The following is a 20,114-nucleotide window of genomic DNA, read 5'->3' on the forward strand; positions in this document are numbered from 1 at the left end:
GATAGGTAAACGAACTCGGGAGGGAACCATGCACGCTGTGATCTCCGGCGCGGGCATCGCCGGGCCCGTGCTCGCCTACTGGCTGTGCCGCTACGGCTGGCGGGTCACCGTCGTCGAGCGCGCCGCCGACCTGCGCGCGGGCTACGGCGGCCACGCGGTCGACCTGTTCGGCCCGGCCGTCGACGTGGTGGAGCGGATGGGCCTGCTCGACCGGGTGCGCGAGAACCGCACCCGCAACGACACGATCACCCTGTTCCGGACCGGCCGGGCGCCGATCCGGCTGGACACCGCGGTCCTGGCCACCGGCATCGCCGACCGGCACGTCGAGATCATGCGGGGCACCCTGGCCGGGCTGCTGCATGAGGCGTCCCGCGACGACGTCGACTACCGGTTCGGCACGGTCATCGAGCGGCTGGACGGTGCGAGCGTGCAGCTCTCGGACGGCAGCACGATCAGCGCGGACCTGGTCGTCGGCGCGGACGGGCTGCACTCCGGGGTGCGCGGGCTGGCTTTCGGCCCGGAGGAGGACTACCGGCACTTCCTCGGCGCCTACCTGGCCGTCTACACGCTGCCCGACGTCCTGCAGGCCGGTCCGACCGTCGCCGCGTTCAACGCCCCAGGACTCGCTGTCGCCGTCTATCCGACCCAGGAACCGGGGGGGTCACGGGCGCTGGTGCTAGCCCGTACGTCGAGGTTGATCTCGCGTGACCCGGCTGACCAGCGCGAGGCCGTGCGTGATCTTGTGGGGGACGCGCTCGGCCCGCGCGTGAGCGCGGTGCTGGCGCATCTGGATGCGGCGGAGGATTTCTATCTCGACGACATCTCGCAGATCCGGATGGACTCGTGGTCGCGCGGCCGGGTCACGCTGGTCGGCGACGCCGGCTACGGGCCCGGGCCGGCGGTCGGCGGCGGCACCAGCCTGGCCGCCGCCGGCGCCTACGTGCTCGCGGCCGAGCTGAACGGGGCCGGCACCGACGGCGTCGAGGCCGCATTGCGCAGGTACGAGTCAGCGCTGTCCGGCCCGGTCCAGCACAGCCGGCGGGTGGGCCCGTCCGTGCTCTCCGCGATCGTGCCCCGCACCCGGGCCCAGGTCTGGGTGGCCGCCCAGGCCATGCGGCTGTTGCCGCGGCTGCCGCGCCCGGTGCGCAGCCGGCTGACCTCGTTCGGCGGTGGCCCGGCCGCGATGCTCGACGGGCTCGTGCTGCCCTGATCCCTCGCGGACGGCGGCCCGGTGGGAGAGGCTGAGCGGGCGGCGCCATCCGGGCGCCGCAGAGGAGGGGTGTCGTGAGCAACCACGTGTACCGGCTCAGTGAGATCGTCGGCAGCAGCCCGACCAGCGTCGACGACGCGATCCGCACCGCTATCCGCAAGGCAGCCCAGACCGTGCGCAACATCGAGTGGTTCGAGGCCAAGGAGATCCGCGGGCAGGTCGTCGACGGCGACGTCGCGCACTACCAGGTGCTGTTGAAGATCGGGTTCCGGGTCGAGGACTGATGCGTTCCGGTGATGGGCGGCGACCGCGGCCGGTAACGTCCGAGGGGTGATCACCGTGCCGGCGGGCAGCAGCCTCATCCTGCGATGCCCGGGTACGCAGGAGATCGTCCTGGTCACGCTCGCCGAGTCGCGGGCGCCGTTCATCGCCGACCTGCCGCCGATCCCGGTGCTGAGCCTCGACGGCCCCGGGGTCCGGCGGTTCGGCATCCTGGAGCTGGTCACCTCCTCCGGTGTCACCTGGGTGGAGGCCGAGCTGCGCGACGACGTGCTGCGCGTGCTCAACGACGCCCCGACCGACGTGGTGCAGCGGCGGTCCGCGCCGCGCAAGGCGGGGCCCTATCCGGCGACCGGCACGGTGCAGGTGGAGAAGGCCGGCGCCCGGACCCTGGTCGCGATCTCCGGGCGGGTCGAGGACATCTCCGCCAAGGGCCTGCTGCTGCGCGCCACGGCTGACGAGCGGCCGTCGCTGCCGTCGGGCATCGAGCGGACCCTGTTGCACATCGCGATGCCGTGGGGGGACCTGACCGCGGCGGTCACCACCGTGGATCAGCGGGCCGACCTGTTGCGCGGCACCTTCGAGTGGGTGGACCCGGCCGGCGCGGACGAGCTGCGGCAGTTCTGCCGGCCGTAGGTTCCGGAACTCGACCGGCCGCCGGCCGCCGAAATCGCAGTGACCTGCGCCGATGTGCGGAACCGGTTTCGGGGAAGCGCTTCACCGACATTGACAGTCGTTAACGCCGGGTTCACAGTGGCCTCCAATAGAGCGCTTTCACAGCTCTGAGCACGCGTTCCCCCAAGGAGTCCCCACCATGACCGTCCATGTTTCGGACCCACCGCGAAGCCGGCGCCGGCTGCTCACCCTCGCCGCCGCGCTCGGCGGCCTGCTCGCCTCGTTCCTGGCCGTCACCGCCGGCGACGCCGACGCCGCTGAGGTGGTCGTCTCGCAGAACAAGCCGGTCACCGCCTCGTCCGTCGAGTGGGCCGGCACGCCGGCCTCGGCCGCCGTCGACGGTGACAACGGCACCCGCTGGTCCAGCGCGTTCGCCGCGAATCAGTGGTTCCAGGTGGATCTCGGCGCCGCCACCGCGGTCAGCCGGGTCGCCATCAACTGGGAGGGCGCCTACGCCAAGGCGTTCACCATCCAGCTGTCCACCAATGGCACCGCCTGGAACCAGGCCTACGCCACCACCACCGGCGCCGGCGGGCAGCAGAGCATCCCGGTCACCGGCACCGCCCGCTACGTGCGGATCAACCTCACCCAGCGGGCCCTGGAGATCTACGGCTACTCGTTCTGGGAGTTCCAGGTCTTCGCCGGCGGCACCACGCCGACCTCACCGACCGCCTCGCCCAGCAACCCCGGCGGCACCCGCCTGCTGTCGTACGCCAAGCCGGCCCGCGCCTCGACCGAGCAGAACGACCCGCAGTGCAACCCGTGCACCGCGGACAAGGCGTTCGACAACGACCCGGCCAGCCGCTGGGCCACCAACCCGACCGGCGGCTGGGTAGACCCCGGCTGGATCCAGGTCGACCTGGGCGCCACCGCCCAGATCAGCCAGGTGGTCCTGCAGTGGGACCCGGCGTACGCGCGGTCGTACCAGATCCAGGTCTCCGCGGACGGCGCGAACTGGACCAGCATCTACTCGACGACCACCGGTGACGGGCTGAAGGACGTCATCAACGCCATCGGCACCGGCCGCTACGTGCGGATGTACGGCACCGCCCGCAGCAGCGCCTACGGCTACTCGCTCTGGGAGTTCAGCGTCTACGGCACCGGCGGCAACCCGACCGCGCCGCCCGCCAAGCCCGCCGACCCGACCTTCCCGGCCACCCGCCTGGTCTTCTCCGACGAGTTCAACGGCGCGGCCGGCAGCAAGCCGGACGGCGCGAAGTGGACCATGGACCCGGGCTTCCCGCAGAACGGCGAGATCCAGTACTACACCCCGGACAGCGCGAACGCGTCGATGAACGGCACCGGCGCCCTGGTGATCGAGGCCCGCCGGGAGGCTTCGAACGGCCGCGACTACACCTCGCACCGGATGAACACCAGCAACAAGTTCCACGTCCAGTACGGCCGGATCGAGGCTCGCATCCGGGTCCCCAAGGGCAACGGCCTGTGGCCGGCGTTCTGGCTGATGGGTGAGGACTTCCTGCAGGGCCGGCCGTGGCCGTACAACGGCGAGATCGACATCATGGAGGTCCTCGGCCGCAACACCAGCGAGGCCTACTCCACGCTGCACGCCCCGGCCTACAACGGCGCCGGCGGCTACGGCCAGAAGTACGCCACCCCGGACCTGTCGCTGGACTTCCACACCTACGCCGCCGAGTGGGACAGCAAGGGCATCCGGTTCTTCCTCGACGGCCGGCAGGTCTTCGACGCGAACAAGGAGACCGTGGAGAACACCCGCGGCCCGTGGATCTACGACCACAAGTTCTACCTGATCCTGAACCTGGCCGTCGGCGGTGACTTCCCCGGGCCGATCGACGCCAGCACCCCGTTCCCGAGCCGCATGCTCGTCGACTACGTGAGGGTCTACCAGTGAAGCGCCTCTTCGCCGGCGCCGCGGCCGCCGTTCTCGCCGCCTATCTGATAGTCAGCGCCACGGGCGCGAGCGCTGCCGACACCCTGCTGTCGCAGGGCAGGACCGCCACCGCGTCGTCCACGGAATCGGGGGCTTTCCCGGCGTCCAACGCGGTCGACGGCAACACCGGCACCCGCTGGTCCAGCGCGTTCAGCGACCCGCAGTGGCTGCAGGTCGATCTCGGCGCCAGCGCCACGATCACCTCGGTGGTCCTGGACTGGGAGAACGCGTACGCCCGCAGCTTCTCCCTGCGGGTTTCCGCCACCGGGCAGAGCTGGACCACGATCAACACCACCACCAACGGTACGGGCGGCAAGCAGACGATCAACGTGAGCGGCACCGGCCGTTACGTGCGCCTGGAAACCACCGTCCGGGCCACGCAGTGGGGTGTGTCGCTCAAGGAGTTCCAGGTCTTCGGCAGCGGCGGTGGCGGCAGCACGCCGACCATCCCGCCGGGCGCTGTCCGGGTGGCGGAGTTCCTCGCCGACTGCCCGTTCAGCCACCGGCTGCCGGACGACCCGATCATCTTCCCGAACCTGCCCGGCGCCTCGCACATGCACAGCTTCTTCGGCGCCACCAACACCAACGCCTACAGCACGGTCGACACGCTGCTCAACGCGAACAGCAACTGCAACCCGTCGATCGACAAGTCGTCCTACTGGATTCCCACCCTGTACCGGGACAACGTGCCGGTCGAGCCGGTCACCGGCATCTTCTACTACCTCGGTGAGGGTGTCCGGGACGACCTGATCGCGCAGACCCAGCCGCTGCCGCTGGGCTTGCGGATCGTCGCCGGCAACGCGAAGGCGACCGGGCCGGCCGACAACACCATCAGCCGCTGGTCGTGCCTGCACGCCGGGCACGTCGGCTCGTCGTCGGACTTCGTCAACTGCCCGGCCGGCACGATGCTGGAGTCGTACCTGGACTTCCCGCACTGCTGGGACGGGCGCAACCTGGACTCGGCCGACCACAAGAGCCACATGGCGTACCCGGTGAACAACGCCTGCCCGGCCAGCCACCCGGTGGTGGTGCCGAAACTGCGGCAGGTCATGCGCTACCCGGTCAGCGGCGACCCGGCCCGGCTGCGGCTGGCCTCCGGTGGCGGCTACACGATGCACGGCGACTTCTTCAACGCCTGGCCGGTGGCGGAGATGGCCCGCCGGGTGAACGACTGCATCCGCCCGATCATCAAGTGCGGGGTCGACGGACGTCCCTGATAGAACAGTGGGCGTGATCTCCAGACCCGGGCGCGGCGGCCACCATCCGACCATGGATCAGGTGGCCGCCGCGGCCGGCGTCTCCCGGGCCACCGTCTCCCGGGTGATCAACCACGCGGCCAACGTGGCACCCGAGATCCGCGAGGCGGTCCAGCGCGCCATCACCAAGACGGGGTACGTGCCGAACGTCGCCGCCCGCAGCCTGGTGACCCGCCGCTCCAACTCGGTGGCGCTGGTGATCAGCGAACCGGACCGCCCCGACGACCACTCGTTCCTGAACCGGATCTTCACCGACCCGTACTTCGGCCGGGTCACCGCCGGCGCGACCGGCGCGCTGCGCCCGCACGACGTGCACCTGGTGGTCGTCCCCACCGACTCGGCCGACCACCACCAGGTGGTCCGCTACCTGCGGCAGGGCCACGTCGACGGGGTGCTGCTGATCAGCAGCCACGGCGACGACCCGCTGCCCGGCCAGGTTCTCGCCCTCGGCATCCCGGCCGTGCTGTCCGCCCGCCCGCCGGGCCCGCTGCAGGTCAGCTACGTCGACGTGGACCAGCGGCTCGGCGCCCAGCTCGCCGCCCAGCACCTGCTCGACCGCGGCCGCCGGCGGCTCGCCACGATCAGCGGCCCGCTCGACATCCCGGCCGGCGCGGAACGCCTCGACGGCTTCCGCGCCTACCTGGCCGCTCAGGGCCTGCCCGACGTGCCGGCCGTGGTCGGCGACTTCACCCGGGCCGGGGGAGAGGCCGCCGCCCACCGGCTGCTCGCCGACCATCCCGGCCTGGACGGCCTGTTCGTGGCCAGCGACCTGATGGCCGAGGGCGCGCTGCGCGCCGTGCAGGACCGGGGCCGCCGCGTGCCGGATGAGGTGGCGGTCGTCGGGTTCGACGACAGCAGCGCCGCGCTGGAGTGCCGGCCGCCGCTGACCACGGTCCGCCAGCCGGTCGAGGAGATGGCCGCGGAGATGGCCGCCCTGCTGATCGCCCACATCGACGAGCCGGGCCGGCTGCCCCGCTCGGTCATCTTCCAGCCCACCCTGGTCGTCCGCGAATCCACATAGGCCGATCTCCCCGCCCACTAGCTGCTGTTTTCTCAGACAACGCCCGGCACGGTAAGAGGTGCCGGGACGTCGGCCGGTGCGGTGCTCACCGCGACGGCGGCCTGGTTCCTCAACGCCCCGTTCGAGTGGGTTGCGGTGAGTCGGCACGTCCCACCGGGGTTTCCAGCGGCGGCGACCGGCCTCGCGGGCAGTAGCATCGGGAGATACGAGCCAGGGGGACACGATGATCGAGATCAGCGCGATCGATCGCCTGAGCCTCGGCGATCATGCCTGTGTGGTGTTCGAGAACGACGACTGCCGTAACCGGGCGCTCGCCGCGTACATCCGGGCCGGCCTGCGCCGGCAGCACCGGATTCTCTACTACGGCGACGGTTCCCGCCAGATCGAGGACGCGCTCGCCGGCCAGGGCACCGACCCGCAGCCCGCGCTGGCGGCCGGCCAGCTGCAGATGGCCACGGCCGAGACCACCTACCTGGCGGCCGGTCACTTCGACCCGGAGGCCACCATCGACGGCTGGCGGACCGCGTCCGCCGACGCGATGGCCGCCGGATACCACGGGCTGCGCGCCGTCGGGGACATGTCCTGGGGCGCCACCGCGATTCCCGGCGCCGACCGCCTGCCGTGGTACGAGGCGAACGTGAACCGGGTCTTCGCCGACGGTTTCGCGATGGGCATCTGCCTCTACGATCGCCGGCTGTTCTCCGACGCCGACCTGCGCCGGGTCTGCTGGAGCCACCTCGCCACCGTGGAATCCGGCATCGACCCGCGGGTGGTGCCGCTGCTGCGGGCGATCCGCACCACCCGGCCGGCCGGCATCCGGTTGCTGGGCGAGGCCGACCTGTCGAACCGGCAGGCCCTGCGTGCCATCCTGGAACACCTGGTCGACGACACACCGAGCACGGGGGAGCCGCTGGTCGTGGACATCTCCGAGCTGCAGTACATCGACGGCGCGACGGTGCGCATGCTGCTCGACACCGCCGCGCGGGCCGCCGACCGGCTGCGGGTGGTTGGCTGTTCCCCGCACATGCAGCGGCTGCTGACGTTCAACGGCGCCGCGGCGAGCACCGGCCTGATCGTGGAACCGGCCGTATGACTGTCGTCGAGACGTTCGACCATCCCGGTCTCATCTACCGCACGTTCGACGAATATCTGTACGGAACCACCACCTTCGTCCGCTCCGCCGTGGAAGCCGGGGAGCCGGTGCTGGTCGCCGTACCCGAACCGAATCTGACCCGGCTGCGGGAAGCGCTGTCCGGCCTGAGCGGGGTTGACTTCGCGGACATGGCCGTCGCCGGGCGCAACCCGGGCCGCATCCTGCCCGGCGTGCTGCTGCGGTTCGCCGCCGCCCACGCCGGCCGGCGGGTGGCGATCATCGGGGAGCCGATCTGGCCGGCCCGCACCGCCGTGGAGTACCCGGCGTGCGCCGCACACGAAGCCATGATCAACGCGGTGTTCCAGGGGCGGGACGCGGCGATCCTCTGCCCGTACGACGCCACCGGCCTGGAACTGTCCCGGCTGCACGACGCGTGGCGCACCCACCCGGTGATGATCGTCGGCGGGGCGCGCCGGCCGAGCCCGTGGTACGCCGACCCGTTCGCGGCCGCCGCCGACTTCAACCGGCCGCTGCCCGACGTGCCCGCCTACGCCGACGCCCTCGCCTACCACGACGTCAGCTGCCTGACCACGATCCGGCGGTTCGTCACCGGCCGGGCGACCGCTGCCGGGCTGTCCGCCGACCGCGCCGACGACCTGGTGGCCGCCGTCAACGAGCTGGCCGAGAACACCCTGGTGCACACCAGCGGCGGCGGCGCCGTCAGCGTGTGGCGGGAACCCGGCCTGCTGGTCTGCCAGATCGACGACCACGGCTACCTGGCCGACCCGTTCGCCGGGCGGATCCCGCCGGACCCGCGTACCGAAGGTGGCCGTGGCCTGATCCTCGCCCACCAGCTGTGCGACCTGGTCCGCATTCACGCCCGTGACGACGGCACCAGCATCCGCCTGCACATGGGCGGGTGACCGCGCTCAGCAGTAACCGGAGGGGCACTCGCCGCTGGCCAGCAACTCGTACTGCCGGCAGGTGGGGCAGATGGCCGGCTCCGGCCGGGCGGCCGGCTTCGGCTTGGCCGCGGCCTTGGCGGCGCGAGGTGTCGTGGTGCGCGTCTTGGGTGTCTTGGCCGCCTTGGCCGGCTGCCCGGCCGCGCGCAGCTCCACCGCCTGCACCGCGGTCGCCAGCAGGGTGTCGTAGTTCTGGTCGATCACGTCCGCCCCGACGGTGACGAAACAGTTCGGGTCGTCCGGGTCCTTCACATACGCCCCCGGCATGGACAGCGCGACGTCGTTCGCCCGGTCCTGCTCCACGGCAAGGTCCACGCCACCCGGGTGGATGGCGACCGCGACGCTGTTCGCGCCCTGCGGCCGGACCTGCACCGTCCGGCCGGAGCTGCGCACGTCGATGGTCACGTGTGCCCGCAGTTCCAGCAGCAGCCTCGCCACCGAGGGCGCCGCGCCGACCCCGTCGGTGTCCGTCCCGTGCGCATCCATCAGTTCTCCGCCTCCACGACTTTGCCTGGGCCCACTCGGCGTATCGGCACGGGCGTGCCGCACGTGAGTGCCCCGGAGAAGCCTATTCGCCGGGGCACACCTTCGGTGATGCGGCCCGGCCACGACTCGGCCCGGCCGGTGTCAGCCGGCCCAGTCCCAGCTCCTGCCGACCACGGTCAGATAGGGGTGACCCGTGCTGGGCAGTCCGATGACCTCGAATTCCGCGAAATACTGCCCGTTGTGGACGCAGATGTGCTCGCGCTCGCGCATCGCCGCGAACGTGATGACGGTTTCGGTGAGGCGGGCGGAGGCGCACGTGCCGTACGTGACCGGGCGCTGACCCATGTTGGCCATCCGCGCCCGGGTCGCGGTCAGCGCGGTCGAGGTGACCGACAGCTCGCCGCGGGTGTCGGCGTAGTCGCCGATGTCCTCGACGGTGACCGACATGGTCCTCGTCCAGGTCATCTCCTTGCGGGACGGGCCGGCGTGCAGGCGCCGATCGGGGATCGAGGTGTGCTCGTTCGGTGCCGCGGTGGGCGCCTGCGTCGGGGCGACCGGCTTCTTGGTCTGCGGAGCGGCGGTCTTGAGCGAACCGGTTGAGCCGGTTGAGCCGGTTGAGCCGGTTGAGCCACCCTGTTGCGTGCCGCCGGCCTTTCCGCCGCCGCTCACCGTGAGGTTCTGGTTGTTGCCGCCGATGTCGACGCGCTGGTTTCCGCCGTTGACCGTGATGTCCGGGCCGGTGTCGACGGGCGGTGCCACGGTGCCCGCGGTGGCATCCGCCGTGACATCCGGGGTGGCGGACGCAGCGGTGCTCGGCGTGACCGTCGCCTGCGTGCCGGCCTTGGCGGCGCAGAAGGTGAAGAAGTCGCAGAAGACCTTCTCCGGGATCCGGTTCACCGAGGCGACCACCAGACTGCCGGCAACGGTCAGGGCGCACACGACGAGCGCGCTGATCCGGGCGATCCGGGCGGCGTCGATCGCCGGATCAACCTTCGTCTCGGTCCGCTTCGCGGGTTTCTTCTTCCGCTGAGCCCTGGGCATCGTCGACCCTTCCCCGCAAGCGGCCTGATCGCGCTTGGTCGACTGGGAAAACGACCCGTGAGCTGCGCAGTTACGCCTCGGTCAGGCGCAGCAGGACGGCGCCGGAATCCGGGCCGTACTTGGCGTCGTAGAGGGCCGTCATCCGCTCGCGGGCCTCGGCCGTCGACTCGGCCAGCACATAGCGGCCGCTGCCGTCACCGGGGATCGACGCCACATGATCGGGGTGGAACGCCTGCTGCAGCGCCACCGGGTTCACGTTGACCCAGTGCTCGCCGTCGTGCGCGACATATTGCAGGTCGTGCTCGACGCTCTCGCCGTGGACCGTGAAGCACAACCGCATCCGGTAGTGGTCGCCGATGTCACGCAGACCCGAGCCGTTCCAGCGGTTCTCGAAGGCCTCCAGCGCCAGTTCGCCCAGGTCACCGTGGACGCGGACCTCACGCTGGGAGCTCTCGCTCACCCGCCGATCGCGGAACAATCCGTACGACAGCCAGTCGTCGACCCGGTAGAACGCGTGCGCCGGGCCGACCGAGCTGATCCGCACCTCGAAACGGGCCCGGTGCCGGGCCGGCAGGTCGGTGACGATGGCGTCCAGCCGTTCGATGTTCTGCCGCATCAGCGCGACCGCGTCGGTCGGCGCCACCTGGCGGGCGCGTTCGGCCGCGTCCGGGCACGACGGGTCGGTCAGGGTGATCCGGAACCGGACGCCGCGTTCCAGGGCGGTGCGCACGGCGGCCAGGAACTCCCGCTCGTGCTGGTTCTCCAGCAGGCCGGTCCAGTGTTTCCAGATGTCCACGCGGTCGTCGGCCTGCCCGATCCGCGTGATCACGTCGCGGTAGTCGAGGCGGTTGCGCCACCGTACGGCGTTGCGGCCGAAGAAGACGATCAGCGGCTGCAGGATCAGCACCGCCAGCACCAGGTCGATCAGGTTCGCGCCGATGCTGATCCGCAGTTCGGTGGCGAAACCGTCGGTGTGCCGCACCGGATAGAGCAGCAGGAACGCGACCACCAGCAGCAACGCGCCGATCGTGCCGTACAGCCAGTACAGCCAGTGCTGTCGCGCGCGGCCTCGTACCCCCATGACCGTCATCGTCGCAGCAGCGAATCGATCAAGCTAGATCTGCGACTACGCTGACCTGATGATCGAGCAAGCGGACGCCGACGGCATCGCCGTGGTGCGCCTGGCCCACGGCAAGGTCAACGCGCTCGACGTCGAACTGCTCCGGGAGATCACCGCCGTCTTCACCGGCCTGGCCGCCTCCGCCCATCCCGCGGTGGTCCTCACCGGCACCGGGCGCAGCTTCTCCGCCGGCGTCGACCTGTGGCGCGTCATCGACGGCGGCGCCGGCTATGTCGAGGCGTTCCTGCCCGCGCTCAGCGACGCGCTGCTGGCCGTGCTCACCCTGGAGAAGCCGGTGGTGGCGGCGGTCAACGGCCATGCCATCGCCGGGGGAGCGGTCCTCGCCTGCGCCGCCGACCACCGCGTGATGGCGGACTCCGGCGGCCGCATCGGTGTCACCGAACTGCTGGTCGGTGTGCCGTTCCCGCCGGCCGCGCTGGAGATCGTCCGGTGGTCGCTGGGCGCGAGCCGGGCCCGCTCCGCGGTGCTTTCCGGCCGCACCTTCGGCCCGGCCGAGGCGGTCACGGCCGGCTTCGCCGACCAGGTGGTCGCCGGGAGCGACCTCCTCACGGCGGCGCTGGCCGCCGCCCACCAGCTGGCCGCGATCCCCGCCGACACCTTCCATCTCACCAAGCGGCAGCTGCTGCTGCCGCTCCACGACCGTCTCGATCAAGACCGCCCGGCGTACGACGAGCAGGCGCGCGCCCTGTGGACACGTGCCGTCGCCGACGGCCGGCTGCGCCGCTTCATGGAATCCTTGCGGTGATCGTGCCGGTATAGGCTCTTCCCATGCGCGTTCCCACCGCCGCGATCACCGCGGGCTCCCTGATCGGCGGCTGGCAGCTGGCCCGCCGAACCGGCATCCGCCCCCTCGGCGGCGCGGTCCTCGCAGCCGGCGGCGTTGTCGCCGCCCGCGAGTGGTCCCGCCGGACCACGCCCGCCACGACCGGCGCGCTGCTGGCGACCTACATCGGGGCCTTCGGCCTGTCGCATCCGCTGGCCAAGCGCATCGGCTCCTGGCCCTCGGTCCTGGCCGTCTCCGCCCTCACCGCCGCCGCCTCCTACGCGGCCGCCGACCGGCGCCCTTGACCGCGCTGCTCCGCCCGCCGGTCAACCCGTAGCCGCGCTGTTCCGCACGCTGGTCAACGTGTAGCCGTGCCGTTTTCGCATGCTGGTCAACGCATTGCCGCGCTGCTCTTCGCCCTGATCAGCCATAGCCGTGCGGTTCCGCGCGCTGGTCACCCGTGCCGCGTTGCTCCACGCACTGATCGGCAGAGCATTCCGGCTCGGCAAGGGCGGTCACGCGGGTTGGCGGCCCGCATACCGGCCGCTGGGGCGGAAACGGCTCGGCCGGTCGGCGTACTCCTCCAAGGCGTGCGCGAGCCAGCCTGCCGTGCGCGCCACCGCGAAGATCGCCTCGCCGGCGTCAGCCGGCATGCCGTGGTGCAGGGCGAGCGCGGCCAGCGCGAGGTCGATGTTGGGCGCGATGCCGGATCGGGTGCGCATCGCGTCGGCGAGCCGGAGCGTCGTCGTGCGCACCGGGCCGTCGTCGAGCAGGTCGAACAGTGTGGTGGCCCGCGGATCGCCGTCCGGGTAGAGCGGATGGCCGAAACCGGGCACCGGCATGCCGGACCGCAGGCGGTCCGAGATGCCGGCAACCGGGTCCAGGCCGTTCATCGCTTCGGCGAGCATGGGGTACGCCAGAGCGCTCGCCGCACCGTGCAACGGCCCGTCGAGGGCGGCGAGGCCGGCGCTGACCACCGCGTACGGATGGGCCCGCGTGGACGCCGCGACCCGCGCGGCCAGCGTGGACGCGGCCAGATCGTGGTCGGCGAGCAGGATCAGGGCAGCGTCGAGTGAGTGCAGCGCTGTGTCGGTGAGCGGGGTGGCGGTCAACCTGTACCAGAACGCCTCGGCGAGCGGCATGGCCCTGACCGGGATGCCGACCCGTGACGGCAGCGTGTGCACCATGGTCGCGAGCAGTTGGCGCCCGGTGGCGACGACCGCGGCCGGGGCGGTGTCGAACCTCAGCGGGTCGGCGGCGGCGACCGCGGCGACTGTCACCCGGAGCCGGTCGGTGAGGCGGGCGGTCTCCGGCAGGGGTTGGGTCACCGCCCACGCGAGGCTGGTCAGCTCCCGGTTGACCGGGAAAGCCGCGTCCTCCAACTCGCCGGTCCAGAGAAGGTTCGTCACCGCCTCGAAGGAGGACGTGCCGGCCAGCACGGTCGCATCCCGTCCCCGGTAGAACAGGCCGCCGTCCTTGATCAGCGTGATCCCGGTCTGGATGTTCGGCGTGGTGGTGCGTCTGCGCCCGGCGACGAAGGCGTCCACGTCATCCTTCGCGAACAGACTGCCTTTGCCGTCAGCGTTGCGCTGGCTGCTGAGCAGGCCCCGACTGACGTACGCATAAACGGTCGCCGCTTTGACACCAAGCTGCTCGGCGACCTGCTCGGTCGTCAGGAGTTCTCCGCTCATGTGCGCATCCTCTCATGTTGACGCGATCAACATTGACATCAAGTCGTGTTGATTCCAGATTGACGTCATGTTGACTGTCAATCCAGGGCTTGCCGGTGTCGTCGCGTTCGACACCGAGATCGCTGAACCGGACCGCGACGGCGGGTCGCTGCGCTACCGCGGCATCGACATCCGCTCGCTCGCCGGAACCGTCTCCTTCGCCGACGTGTGGGGCCTGCTCGCCGACGGCGACTTCGAGGCCGCCCTGCCGGCCGCCGAGTCGCTGCCCGTCCCGGTGCGGACCGGCGACATCCGTGTCGACGTGCAGGCGGCGGTGTCGACGCTGGCCCCGCACTGGGCACTCCAGCAGTTGATCGACATCGACGAGGCCCAGGCCCGCAACGACCTGGCCCGCACGTCCGCGGCGATCCTGTCGTTCGTCGCCCAGGCCGCCCGCGGCCACAACCGGCCCGCCGTCCCGCAGCACGTGGTCGACGCCGGCCGCACCGCCACCGAACAGTTCATGATCCGCTGGCAGGGTGAGCCGGACCCACGCCACGTGGCCGCCATCGACCGCTACTGGATCTGCGCCGCCGAGCACGGCATGAACGCCTCCACGTTCACTGCCCGGGTGGTGGCCAGCACCGGCGCCGACGCCCCGGCCTGCCTGTCCGCCGCGATCTCGGCTCTCTCCGGCCCGCTGCACGGCGGCGCCCCCGCCCGCGCGCTCGGCATGATCGAGGCCGTGGAGCGCGGCGCCGATGCCCGCGGCTACGTCAAGCAGGTCCTCGACGGCGGCGGCCGCCTGATGGGTTTCGGCCACGCGGTCTACCGCGCCGAGGACCCGCGCGCTCGCATCCTGCGCGAGGCGGCCCGCGAGCTGGGCGCCCCGCGTTACGAGGTGGCCCGCGAGCTGGAGATCGCCGCCCTCGCCGAGCTCCGCGAGCGCAAACCCGACCGCATCCTGGAGACCAACGTCGAGTTCTGGGCAGCCGTGGTCCTCGACTTCGCCGGCGTCCCCGCGGAGATGCTCGCCGCGATGTTCACGTGCGCCCGCACCGCCGGCTGGAGCGCCCACATCCTGGAGCAGAAGCGCCTGGGAAAGATCATCCGTCCTTCCGCCGACTACGTCGGCCCCGCCGAACGAGACGCCTCCGAGGTGCGCGGCTGGCAGGAGGCGGTGCGCCGCAACGACGGCGCACGCGTCGGCTGACGGGTGCGCCGGCGCCACGGCATGCCGGTTCTGCGGCAGCGTGGCCTGCGGGGCGTTCGGGGCGCGGTTAGGCTCGGCCGTCATGACGACTCTCGGTGTGGTCTTCCGCCCGCAGAACCCGCCCGAACGCCTCCGATCCGTCGCGCGCGCCGCCGACGAGGCCGGCCTCGAGGAGTTGTGGCTCTGGGAGGACTGCTTCCTCGAGAGCGGCATCGCCGCCGCGGCCGCCGCTCTCGCCTGGACGGATCGGCTGACCGTGGGCATCGGCCTGCTGCCGGTGCCGTTCCGCAACGTCGCGGTGCTCGGCATGGAGGCCGCCACGCTGCACCGGCTCTTCCCCGACCGGGCGCTCATCACTGTCGGCCACGGCGTCCAGGACTGGATGGAGCAGGTGGGCGCGCGGGTCGGCTCACCCCTGACCCTGTTGCGCGAGCACATCGAGGCGTTGAAGGCCTTGCTGGCCGGCGAGACCGTCACAACCTCCGGCCGTTACGTGAAGCTGGACAAGGTCAAGCTGGACTACCCGCCGGCGACCGCCCCTCGCGTCTACGCCGGTGCGACCGGGCCCAAGACGCGCGAACTCGCATGCGAGCACGCCGACGGAATCCTGCTGACGGCCGGCACGCCCCCGGAGGAGGTCGCCGCCGTCAGGCCGAAGGCGAAGGCCATCACTGTCTACGTGCACGCCGCCACCGGCCCTGACGCCGGTGCCCGGATGGCCCGTGAACTCGACTTCTGGGGCGAGTCAGACAGGACCGATTCCACGGCAGTCGGTGGTGCTGCCGACATAGCCGCCGTCGTGCACCGCTATCAGGAAGCCGGCGCCGACGCCGTGATCCTGCAGCCCACCGCCGACGAGCCCGACCTCGAGGGCTTCGTGCGGTTCATAGCGCAGGAGGTCCGCCCTTTGGTGCCGTAGGGTCCGTCAACCCGCCCTTCGGCTGTTCTCGTCGGCGCCGTGAGCAGCTCGCCCGTAGGCGACCAGAACGGCAAAGCCGCGCGAGCGCCGGGCGGGGAGCGGGAGACGCCGCGCCGGGCGGGAGAGACGTAGAAACGTGGAGCGGCCCGGGCGGCGACCCCCCTTGACCGCCGCCCGGGCCGGGCATGTCCCGGTGTGAACGTCAGACCGAGACCTCGGCCAGCACCGGGCGAACCAGATCCGCGAACTCCTTCGGCCGTTCGATCTGGGGCATGTGGCCGGTGCGCGCGAACATGTGGGAGCGGGCGTGCGGGAACGCCGCCCGTGCGGCTGCCAGGTGGGCGCACGGGAGGATCATGTCGCGGTCACCCCAGATGATCATTGTGGGTTTGACGTGGGCGGACACCCGCTGCAGCAGGTCGGCGCGCCAGGCGGCGCCGACCCCGCGGAAACCGCCCAGGGCCCGGGCGACCTCCAGGTAGACCGGTGCGAAGTCCGGTTGGCGGGCGATCTTGATGGCCATCGCGATGCGTTCCGGGGTGACCATCGCGCGCTCGGCGAAGAGGTTGCGCTCGACCCGGGGCGCGGTCCACCTGTCGATACGGCGCAGCATCTGGCGGCCCAGGCCGGGGACGGCCAGCATGCGCAACGCCATGGTGACCTCTTTGCCGAAACCGGCACTGTTGACCAGCGTCAACGTTGACACCCGCTCCGGCGCGGACGACAGCATCTCCATGGAGACGGCGCCGCCCAGGGAGTTGCCCATCAGGTGCACCGGGCGGGTCTCGCCGAGCGCGTCGAGGGTCGCCCACACACCGTCGGCGAGGACCGGCAGCGTGGTCGTCTCGGGCATGCGCTGGGACAGTCCGAAACCGGGCATGTCCATGCTGATCACCCGGTAGTCGCCGAGCAGTTCGTGCTGCGGCAGCCAGTCCTCCAGGCTGCGGCCGATGCCGTGCAGCAGCAGCACGGGCGGGGCCTGCGGGTCACCGGTCTCATGGAAACGGATGCGCGTGCCGCGCACGTCTTGATACTTCACTGCTTGACCACCGCCTCGCCGGCGCCGGAATCAGTGCTGGAGCCAGCGCCGGATGCGGCGCCGGAACCGGCGCGAGAAGCGGCGGCGGGAGCGGCTCGGGAAACGGTGCCGCGGGCGACGGTCAGCGCGCGCACGATCCGGGCGTGACCGACCGGCAAGAGCCGGGCCAGGAGGTCCGGCGCCTTGGCGCTGGCGGCGATCAGCAGCCGCGCCTTGCGCTTCGCGACGGCACGCAGGATCTGCTCCGCGGCCTTCTCCGGGGGATAGCTGAGCAGCGCCGCGAACAGCTTGCGGTTCGGTTCGATGTCTTCCTCGGGCACGTGCGAGCCCACCAGCGCCGACTCCGCGATCCGGGTCTTGATGCCGCCGGGGTGCACGGTCGTGACGCCGACCCCGTTGTCCAGCAGTTCACTGCGCAGCGACTCGCTCAACCCGCGCAGGGCGAACTTGCTCGCGCTGTACGCGCTCTGCCCGGGCGGCGCGATCAACCCGAACAGACTGGACACGTTGACGAGATGAGCACCGGGCGTTGCAGTCAATGCGGGAATCAACATGTGCGTCAACAGCATCGGCGCCCGGAAGTTGACGTTCATGACCGTCTCGAACTGCTCGATCGACACCTGATCGAACCGTCCACCCAGCGCGATCCCGGCATTGTTGATCAACAACCCGATCCGGGGATGTTCGGCCAGTACCCGCGTCGCCACACCCTCCACCACCGAGCGGTCCGACAGGTCGGCCACGATGGTCTGCACCGTCAACCCGGGATGGGCAGCACGGATCCGGTCAGCGACCACGGTGAGCCGCGCCTCGTCAACATCGATCAACACCAGATCGCTGCCGCGGGCGCCCAGCCCGTAGGCGAGTTGCTCACCGATCCCGCTGGCCGCACCGGTGAGCACAGCGATCTGCCCGGCGAACCGGTACTCGGGAAGCCTCATCGGACCACCTCTTCCTTGCGAGCGGGCACGCTGCGCCGGGCGAACACCATGTCCCGGGTCACGTCGGCGCGCGGCGTCGTCAGCACGTCACGCAGGTAGTTCTGCCGCACGATCCACGGATCCCGGTCACCCTGCACCGGGAACGTGTCGAGCGCGCGCTGCACGTACCCCGAGGAGAGATCGAGCAGCGGCCGGCCGGCGCCGCCCGGCCGCGGGTGAGCGGGGGTCGCGCTCGCGTAGCCGTGCCGTTCCATGTGGTCGAGCAGTTTCAGCAGGTAGCGGTGCGACAGGTCGGCCCGCAGGGTCCACGACGCATTGACGTAACCGATGCAGTAGGCGAAGTTCGGCACTCCGCTCAACATCAACCCTCGGTAGGTCGCCCGCCCACCGACCTCGATCGGCTGACCGTCCACGGCCAGCGCGATCCCGCCGACCGGCAGCAGCGTCAACCCGGTCGCCGACACGATCACGTCCGCGTCGAGCACCGTCCCGGACTTCAGCCGGATGCCCTCCGGCACGAACGTCTCGATGTGGTCGGTCACCACCGACGCGCGCCCCGACGTGATCGCGGTGTAGAGGTCCGCCTCCGGAATCACGCAGAGCCGCTGGTCCCAGGGGTCGTAACGGGGCTTGAAGTGCTCGTCCACGTACCCCGGGTTGTGCAGGTAACGCAGGGCGACGCCGCGCAGCGCGCGGCGGACGAGCCGCGGCCGGCGCCGTGCCAGCTGGTAGAAGCTCTGCGTGAGCAGGATGTTCTTGGCGCGGGCGACCCGGTTCGCCGCCTTCGGCGGCAAGAGCTTGCGGGCCAGGTCAGCGATCACGTCACGGTTCGGCAGGGGCGTGACGTACGACGGCGAGCGCTGCAGCATGGTGACGTGTGCCGCGTCCGTGGCCATCGCCGGCACCAGCGTCACCGCGGTGGCCCCGCTGCCGATCACCACCACCCGTTTGCCCCGGTAATCCAGGTTCTCCGGCCAGAACTGCGGGTGCACCACCTCACCGCGGAACTCGCCGAGCCCGGGGAAATCGGGCCGGTAACCCTCGGTGTAGCTGTAGTAGCCCGCACAGCCGTACAGAAACTTGCAGGTGTAGACGTCACCGGCAGCGGTCCGCACGGTCCAGCGCGCGTCCGGCGTGGACCAGTCGGCGCGCACCACCCGCGTGCCGAAGCGGATGTGCCGGGTGATGCCGGCCTCCTCCGCGGTCTCCTCGATGTACCGGCGGATCTTGTCGCCGCTCGCCAGGGCTTCCGGCTCGCGCCACGGCCGGAACGGGTAGCTGAGGGTGAACATGTCGGAGTCGGAGCGCACTCCGGGATAGCGGAACAGGTCCCAGGTGCCGCCGATCGCGTCGCGGGCCTCGAGGATCACGTAGCTGTCGCGGGGCCGCTGCTTCTGCAACCGCCAGGCGGCGCCGATCCCGGAGAGACCGGCGCCGACGATCAGCACGTCGAAGTGGCGATCAGCGGGCATCCGGCGCCTCCCCGGCCACCGGGAACCACGGCGGGGTGCCGGTGCCGGTGATCCGGACGCCACCCCAGGGGTCCGGATCACCCAGCTTCACCGGTGTCTGCCGGCTGTCGATGACGATCGCGGCCTTGCGCAGCCCGGCGCCGACGCGCTGGCGCAGCACGTCGTCCGGCCCGGTGCGCCCGGCCCAGCGGAACCGGCCCTCGACCGGTTCGAAGTGGGCCGACATCCGCACCTGGACGGCGACCGGGCCGTCGTCCAGGTGTAGTTCGGCGGGTCCCCGGTATTCCTCTTCCTCGGTAGTCACGCTTGCTCCGCCCACCCTTCGTGTGCCGCCAGTCCACCGGGGATGTCGGCGGCCCGGCGGATGCCGGCGATACCGCCCCAGAGAAACGTCGTCAGGTATTCGCCGAGCGCCTCCCGGCTGATCGGCTGCTGCTGCCGGAGCCACCAGTCGCCCACCGACTGCACGTAGCCGACGACCCCGTACGCCCAGGGCAGCGCGGCACCGGAGTCGAGCCCGCGGGCCCGCAGCCGGTCGCCGAAGATCCGGGCCAGTCCACTGGCCACGGTGTCCATCACGTCGGCGACGACATCGCGGTGCCGGGCGATGTCCGGCTGGTGCACGACGAACCGGTAGAGGTTCAGGTCGGCCTCGATGTGCGCGAGGTAGACGTCGATCGCCGCGCCGATGATCGCCCGCTCCTCACGGACCGCGGCGACGGCGGGCACGATCGCCTCCAGAACCATCGCGCCGGCCTGCTGCCCGACCGCCAGCCACAGCTCCGATTTGTCGGCGAAGTAGCGGTAGAGCACCGGTTTGCTGACTCCGGCGTGCGCCGCGATCGTCTCCATGCCGACGTCCGGACCGTGCTGCCGGATCGCCTCGATCGCCGCGTTGGTCAGCTCCGCCCGGCGCTGCTCGCGGTGACCGTCCCAGCGGCCACGGCGGCCGTCCGAACGGTCCGAGCCGGGATTGACGGGGGGAGTGACTGAGTTCATAGTACCTTTAGTAACTGTTACCGCC

The 20,114-nt window shown here is 71.2% G+C and carries 21 protein-coding genes; 12 read left to right on the forward strand and 9 right to left on the reverse strand.

From position 1 onward, the window contains the following. Window positions 1-28 precede the first annotated feature (28 nt). The 8 genes from AB0F81_RS17345 to AB0F81_RS17380 all read left to right on the forward strand — a co-directional run bounded on the left by AB0F81_RS17345 (window position 29) and on the right by AB0F81_RS17380 (window position 8,366). On the forward strand, window positions 29-1,210 hold the full coding sequence (locus AB0F81_RS17345; protein WP_360198003.1) for an FAD-dependent monooxygenase: 1,182 nt from the start codon (window positions 29-31) through the stop codon (window positions 1,208-1,210). A 74-nt stretch (window positions 1,211-1,284) separates the two neighbouring features. Beyond that, window positions 1,285-1,494 carry a dodecin gene (locus tag AB0F81_RS17350; RefSeq protein ID WP_196413282.1) on the forward strand — a complete coding sequence of 70 codons (210 nt, stop codon included), beginning with the start codon at window positions 1,285-1,287 and terminating at the stop codon, window positions 1,492-1,494. A 46-nt stretch (window positions 1,495-1,540) separates the two neighbouring features. Then, window positions 1,541-2,125, forward strand: a complete 585-nt coding sequence (locus AB0F81_RS17355) for a PilZ domain-containing protein (RefSeq protein ID WP_360198006.1) — start codon at window positions 1,541-1,543, stop codon at window positions 2,123-2,125. A 178-nt stretch (window positions 2,126-2,303) separates the two neighbouring features. Then, the gene (locus AB0F81_RS17360) at window positions 2,304-4,034 is read left to right on the forward strand and encodes a discoidin domain-containing protein (protein ID WP_360198009.1); all 1,731 of its coding nucleotides are present in this window, start codon (window positions 2,304-2,306) and stop codon (window positions 4,032-4,034) included. Then, window positions 4,031-5,290 carry a DUF1996 domain-containing protein gene (locus tag AB0F81_RS17365; RefSeq protein ID WP_360198012.1) on the forward strand — a complete coding sequence of 420 codons (1,260 nt, stop codon included), beginning with the start codon at window positions 4,031-4,033 and terminating at the stop codon, window positions 5,288-5,290. The genes AB0F81_RS17360 and AB0F81_RS17365 overlap by 4 nt, the downstream gene beginning before the upstream one ends. 52 nt (window positions 5,291-5,342) lie before the next feature. Further along, complete coding sequence (locus tag AB0F81_RS17370) at window positions 5,343-6,350, forward strand: LacI family DNA-binding transcriptional regulator (protein WP_360198015.1); 1,008 nt, start codon at window positions 5,343-5,345, stop codon at window positions 6,348-6,350. Between the two features lie 223 nt (window positions 6,351-6,573). Next, window positions 6,574-7,443 (forward strand): MEDS domain-containing protein, encoded by an 870-nt coding sequence (locus AB0F81_RS17375; protein WP_360198018.1) that lies wholly within the window; start codon window positions 6,574-6,576, stop codon window positions 7,441-7,443. Continuing rightward, window positions 7,440-8,366 (forward strand): sensor histidine kinase, encoded by a 927-nt coding sequence (locus tag AB0F81_RS17380; RefSeq protein ID WP_360198021.1) that lies wholly within the window; start codon window positions 7,440-7,442, stop codon window positions 8,364-8,366. Before AB0F81_RS17375 ends, AB0F81_RS17380 begins: the two co-directional genes overlap by 4 nt. A gap of 6 nt (window positions 8,367-8,372) precedes the next feature. On the opposite strand, the gene AB0F81_RS17385 is transcribed toward AB0F81_RS17380, so the two are convergent. The 3 genes from AB0F81_RS17385 to AB0F81_RS17395 all read right to left on the reverse strand — a co-directional run bounded on the left by AB0F81_RS17385 (window position 8,373) and on the right by AB0F81_RS17395 (window position 11,013). Beyond that, on the reverse strand, window positions 8,373-8,891 hold the full coding sequence (locus AB0F81_RS17385) for a hypothetical protein (RefSeq protein ID WP_360198024.1): 519 nt from the start codon (window positions 8,889-8,891) through the stop codon (window positions 8,373-8,375). Between the two features lie 141 nt (window positions 8,892-9,032). After that, a complete protein-coding gene (locus AB0F81_RS17390; RefSeq protein WP_360198026.1) occupies window positions 9,033-9,932 on the reverse strand; it encodes a hypothetical protein in 900 nt (299 codons plus the stop codon). A gap of 70 nt (window positions 9,933-10,002) precedes the next feature. Then, on the reverse strand, window positions 10,003-11,013 hold the full coding sequence (locus AB0F81_RS17395; RefSeq protein ID WP_360198029.1) for a hypothetical protein: 1,011 nt from the start codon (window positions 11,011-11,013) through the stop codon (window positions 10,003-10,005). 58 nt (window positions 11,014-11,071) lie between these two features. Between AB0F81_RS17395 and AB0F81_RS17400 the strand changes: the two genes are divergently transcribed. Beyond that, entirely contained in the window at window positions 11,072-11,818 is a 747-nt protein-coding gene (locus tag AB0F81_RS17400) for an enoyl-CoA hydratase/isomerase family protein (RefSeq protein ID WP_360198032.1), read from the forward strand. 23 nt (window positions 11,819-11,841) lie between these two features. Continuing rightward, on the forward strand, window positions 11,842-12,141 hold the full coding sequence (locus tag AB0F81_RS17405; protein ID WP_360198035.1) for a hypothetical protein: 300 nt from the start codon (window positions 11,842-11,844) through the stop codon (window positions 12,139-12,141). Window positions 12,142-12,351: 210 nt separating this feature from the next. Here AB0F81_RS17405 and AB0F81_RS17410 read toward each other — a convergent pair whose 3' ends face one another. Next, complete coding sequence (locus AB0F81_RS17410) at window positions 12,352-13,527, reverse strand: citrate synthase family protein (protein ID WP_360198037.1); 1,176 nt, start codon at window positions 13,525-13,527, stop codon at window positions 12,352-12,354. Window positions 13,528-13,594: 67 nt separating this feature from the next. On the opposite strand from AB0F81_RS17410, the gene AB0F81_RS17415 reads away from it, so the two are divergent. Further along, on the forward strand, window positions 13,595-14,719 hold the full coding sequence (locus tag AB0F81_RS17415) for a citrate synthase 2 (protein ID WP_360198040.1): 1,125 nt from the start codon (window positions 13,595-13,597) through the stop codon (window positions 14,717-14,719). Window positions 14,720-14,801: 82 nt separating this feature from the next. Beyond that, window positions 14,802-15,638 carry an LLM class flavin-dependent oxidoreductase gene (locus AB0F81_RS17420; protein WP_360198043.1) on the forward strand — a complete coding sequence of 279 codons (837 nt, stop codon included), beginning with the start codon at window positions 14,802-14,804 and terminating at the stop codon, window positions 15,636-15,638. 202 nt (window positions 15,639-15,840) lie between these two features. Here AB0F81_RS17420 and AB0F81_RS17425 read toward each other — a convergent pair whose 3' ends face one another. The 5 genes from AB0F81_RS17425 to AB0F81_RS17445 are packed head-to-tail and all read right to left on the reverse strand — an operon-like array spanning window position 15,841 to window position 20,089. Then, window positions 15,841-16,662 carry an alpha/beta fold hydrolase gene (locus AB0F81_RS17425; RefSeq protein ID WP_360198046.1) on the reverse strand — a complete coding sequence of 274 codons (822 nt, stop codon included), beginning with the start codon at window positions 16,660-16,662 and terminating at the stop codon, window positions 15,841-15,843. Window positions 16,663-16,673: 11 nt separating this feature from the next. Next, a complete protein-coding gene (locus AB0F81_RS17430; protein WP_360198049.1) occupies window positions 16,674-17,618 on the reverse strand; it encodes an SDR family NAD(P)-dependent oxidoreductase in 945 nt (314 codons plus the stop codon). Further along, the gene (locus AB0F81_RS17435) at window positions 17,615-19,090 is read right to left on the reverse strand and encodes an NAD(P)/FAD-dependent oxidoreductase (protein ID WP_360198052.1); all 1,476 of its coding nucleotides are present in this window, start codon (window positions 19,088-19,090) and stop codon (window positions 17,615-17,617) included. Before AB0F81_RS17435 ends, AB0F81_RS17430 begins: the two co-directional genes overlap by 4 nt. Next, window positions 19,080-19,394, reverse strand: a complete 315-nt coding sequence (locus AB0F81_RS17440; protein ID WP_360198054.1) for a DUF4873 domain-containing protein — start codon at window positions 19,392-19,394, stop codon at window positions 19,080-19,082. The genes AB0F81_RS17435 and AB0F81_RS17440 overlap by 11 nt, the downstream gene beginning before the upstream one ends. Then, window positions 19,391-20,089, reverse strand: coding sequence for a TetR/AcrR family transcriptional regulator (locus AB0F81_RS17445; protein WP_360198057.1), 699 nt, complete (start codon window positions 20,087-20,089; stop codon window positions 19,391-19,393). Before AB0F81_RS17445 ends, AB0F81_RS17440 begins: the two co-directional genes overlap by 4 nt. Window positions 20,090-20,114: the final 25 nt, after the last annotated feature.

Origin of the sequence: Actinoplanes sp. NPDC024001, from assembly GCF_040638955.1 — a bacterium.
Classification (GTDB): domain Bacteria; phylum Actinomycetota; class Actinomycetes; order Mycobacteriales; family Micromonosporaceae; genus Actinoplanes.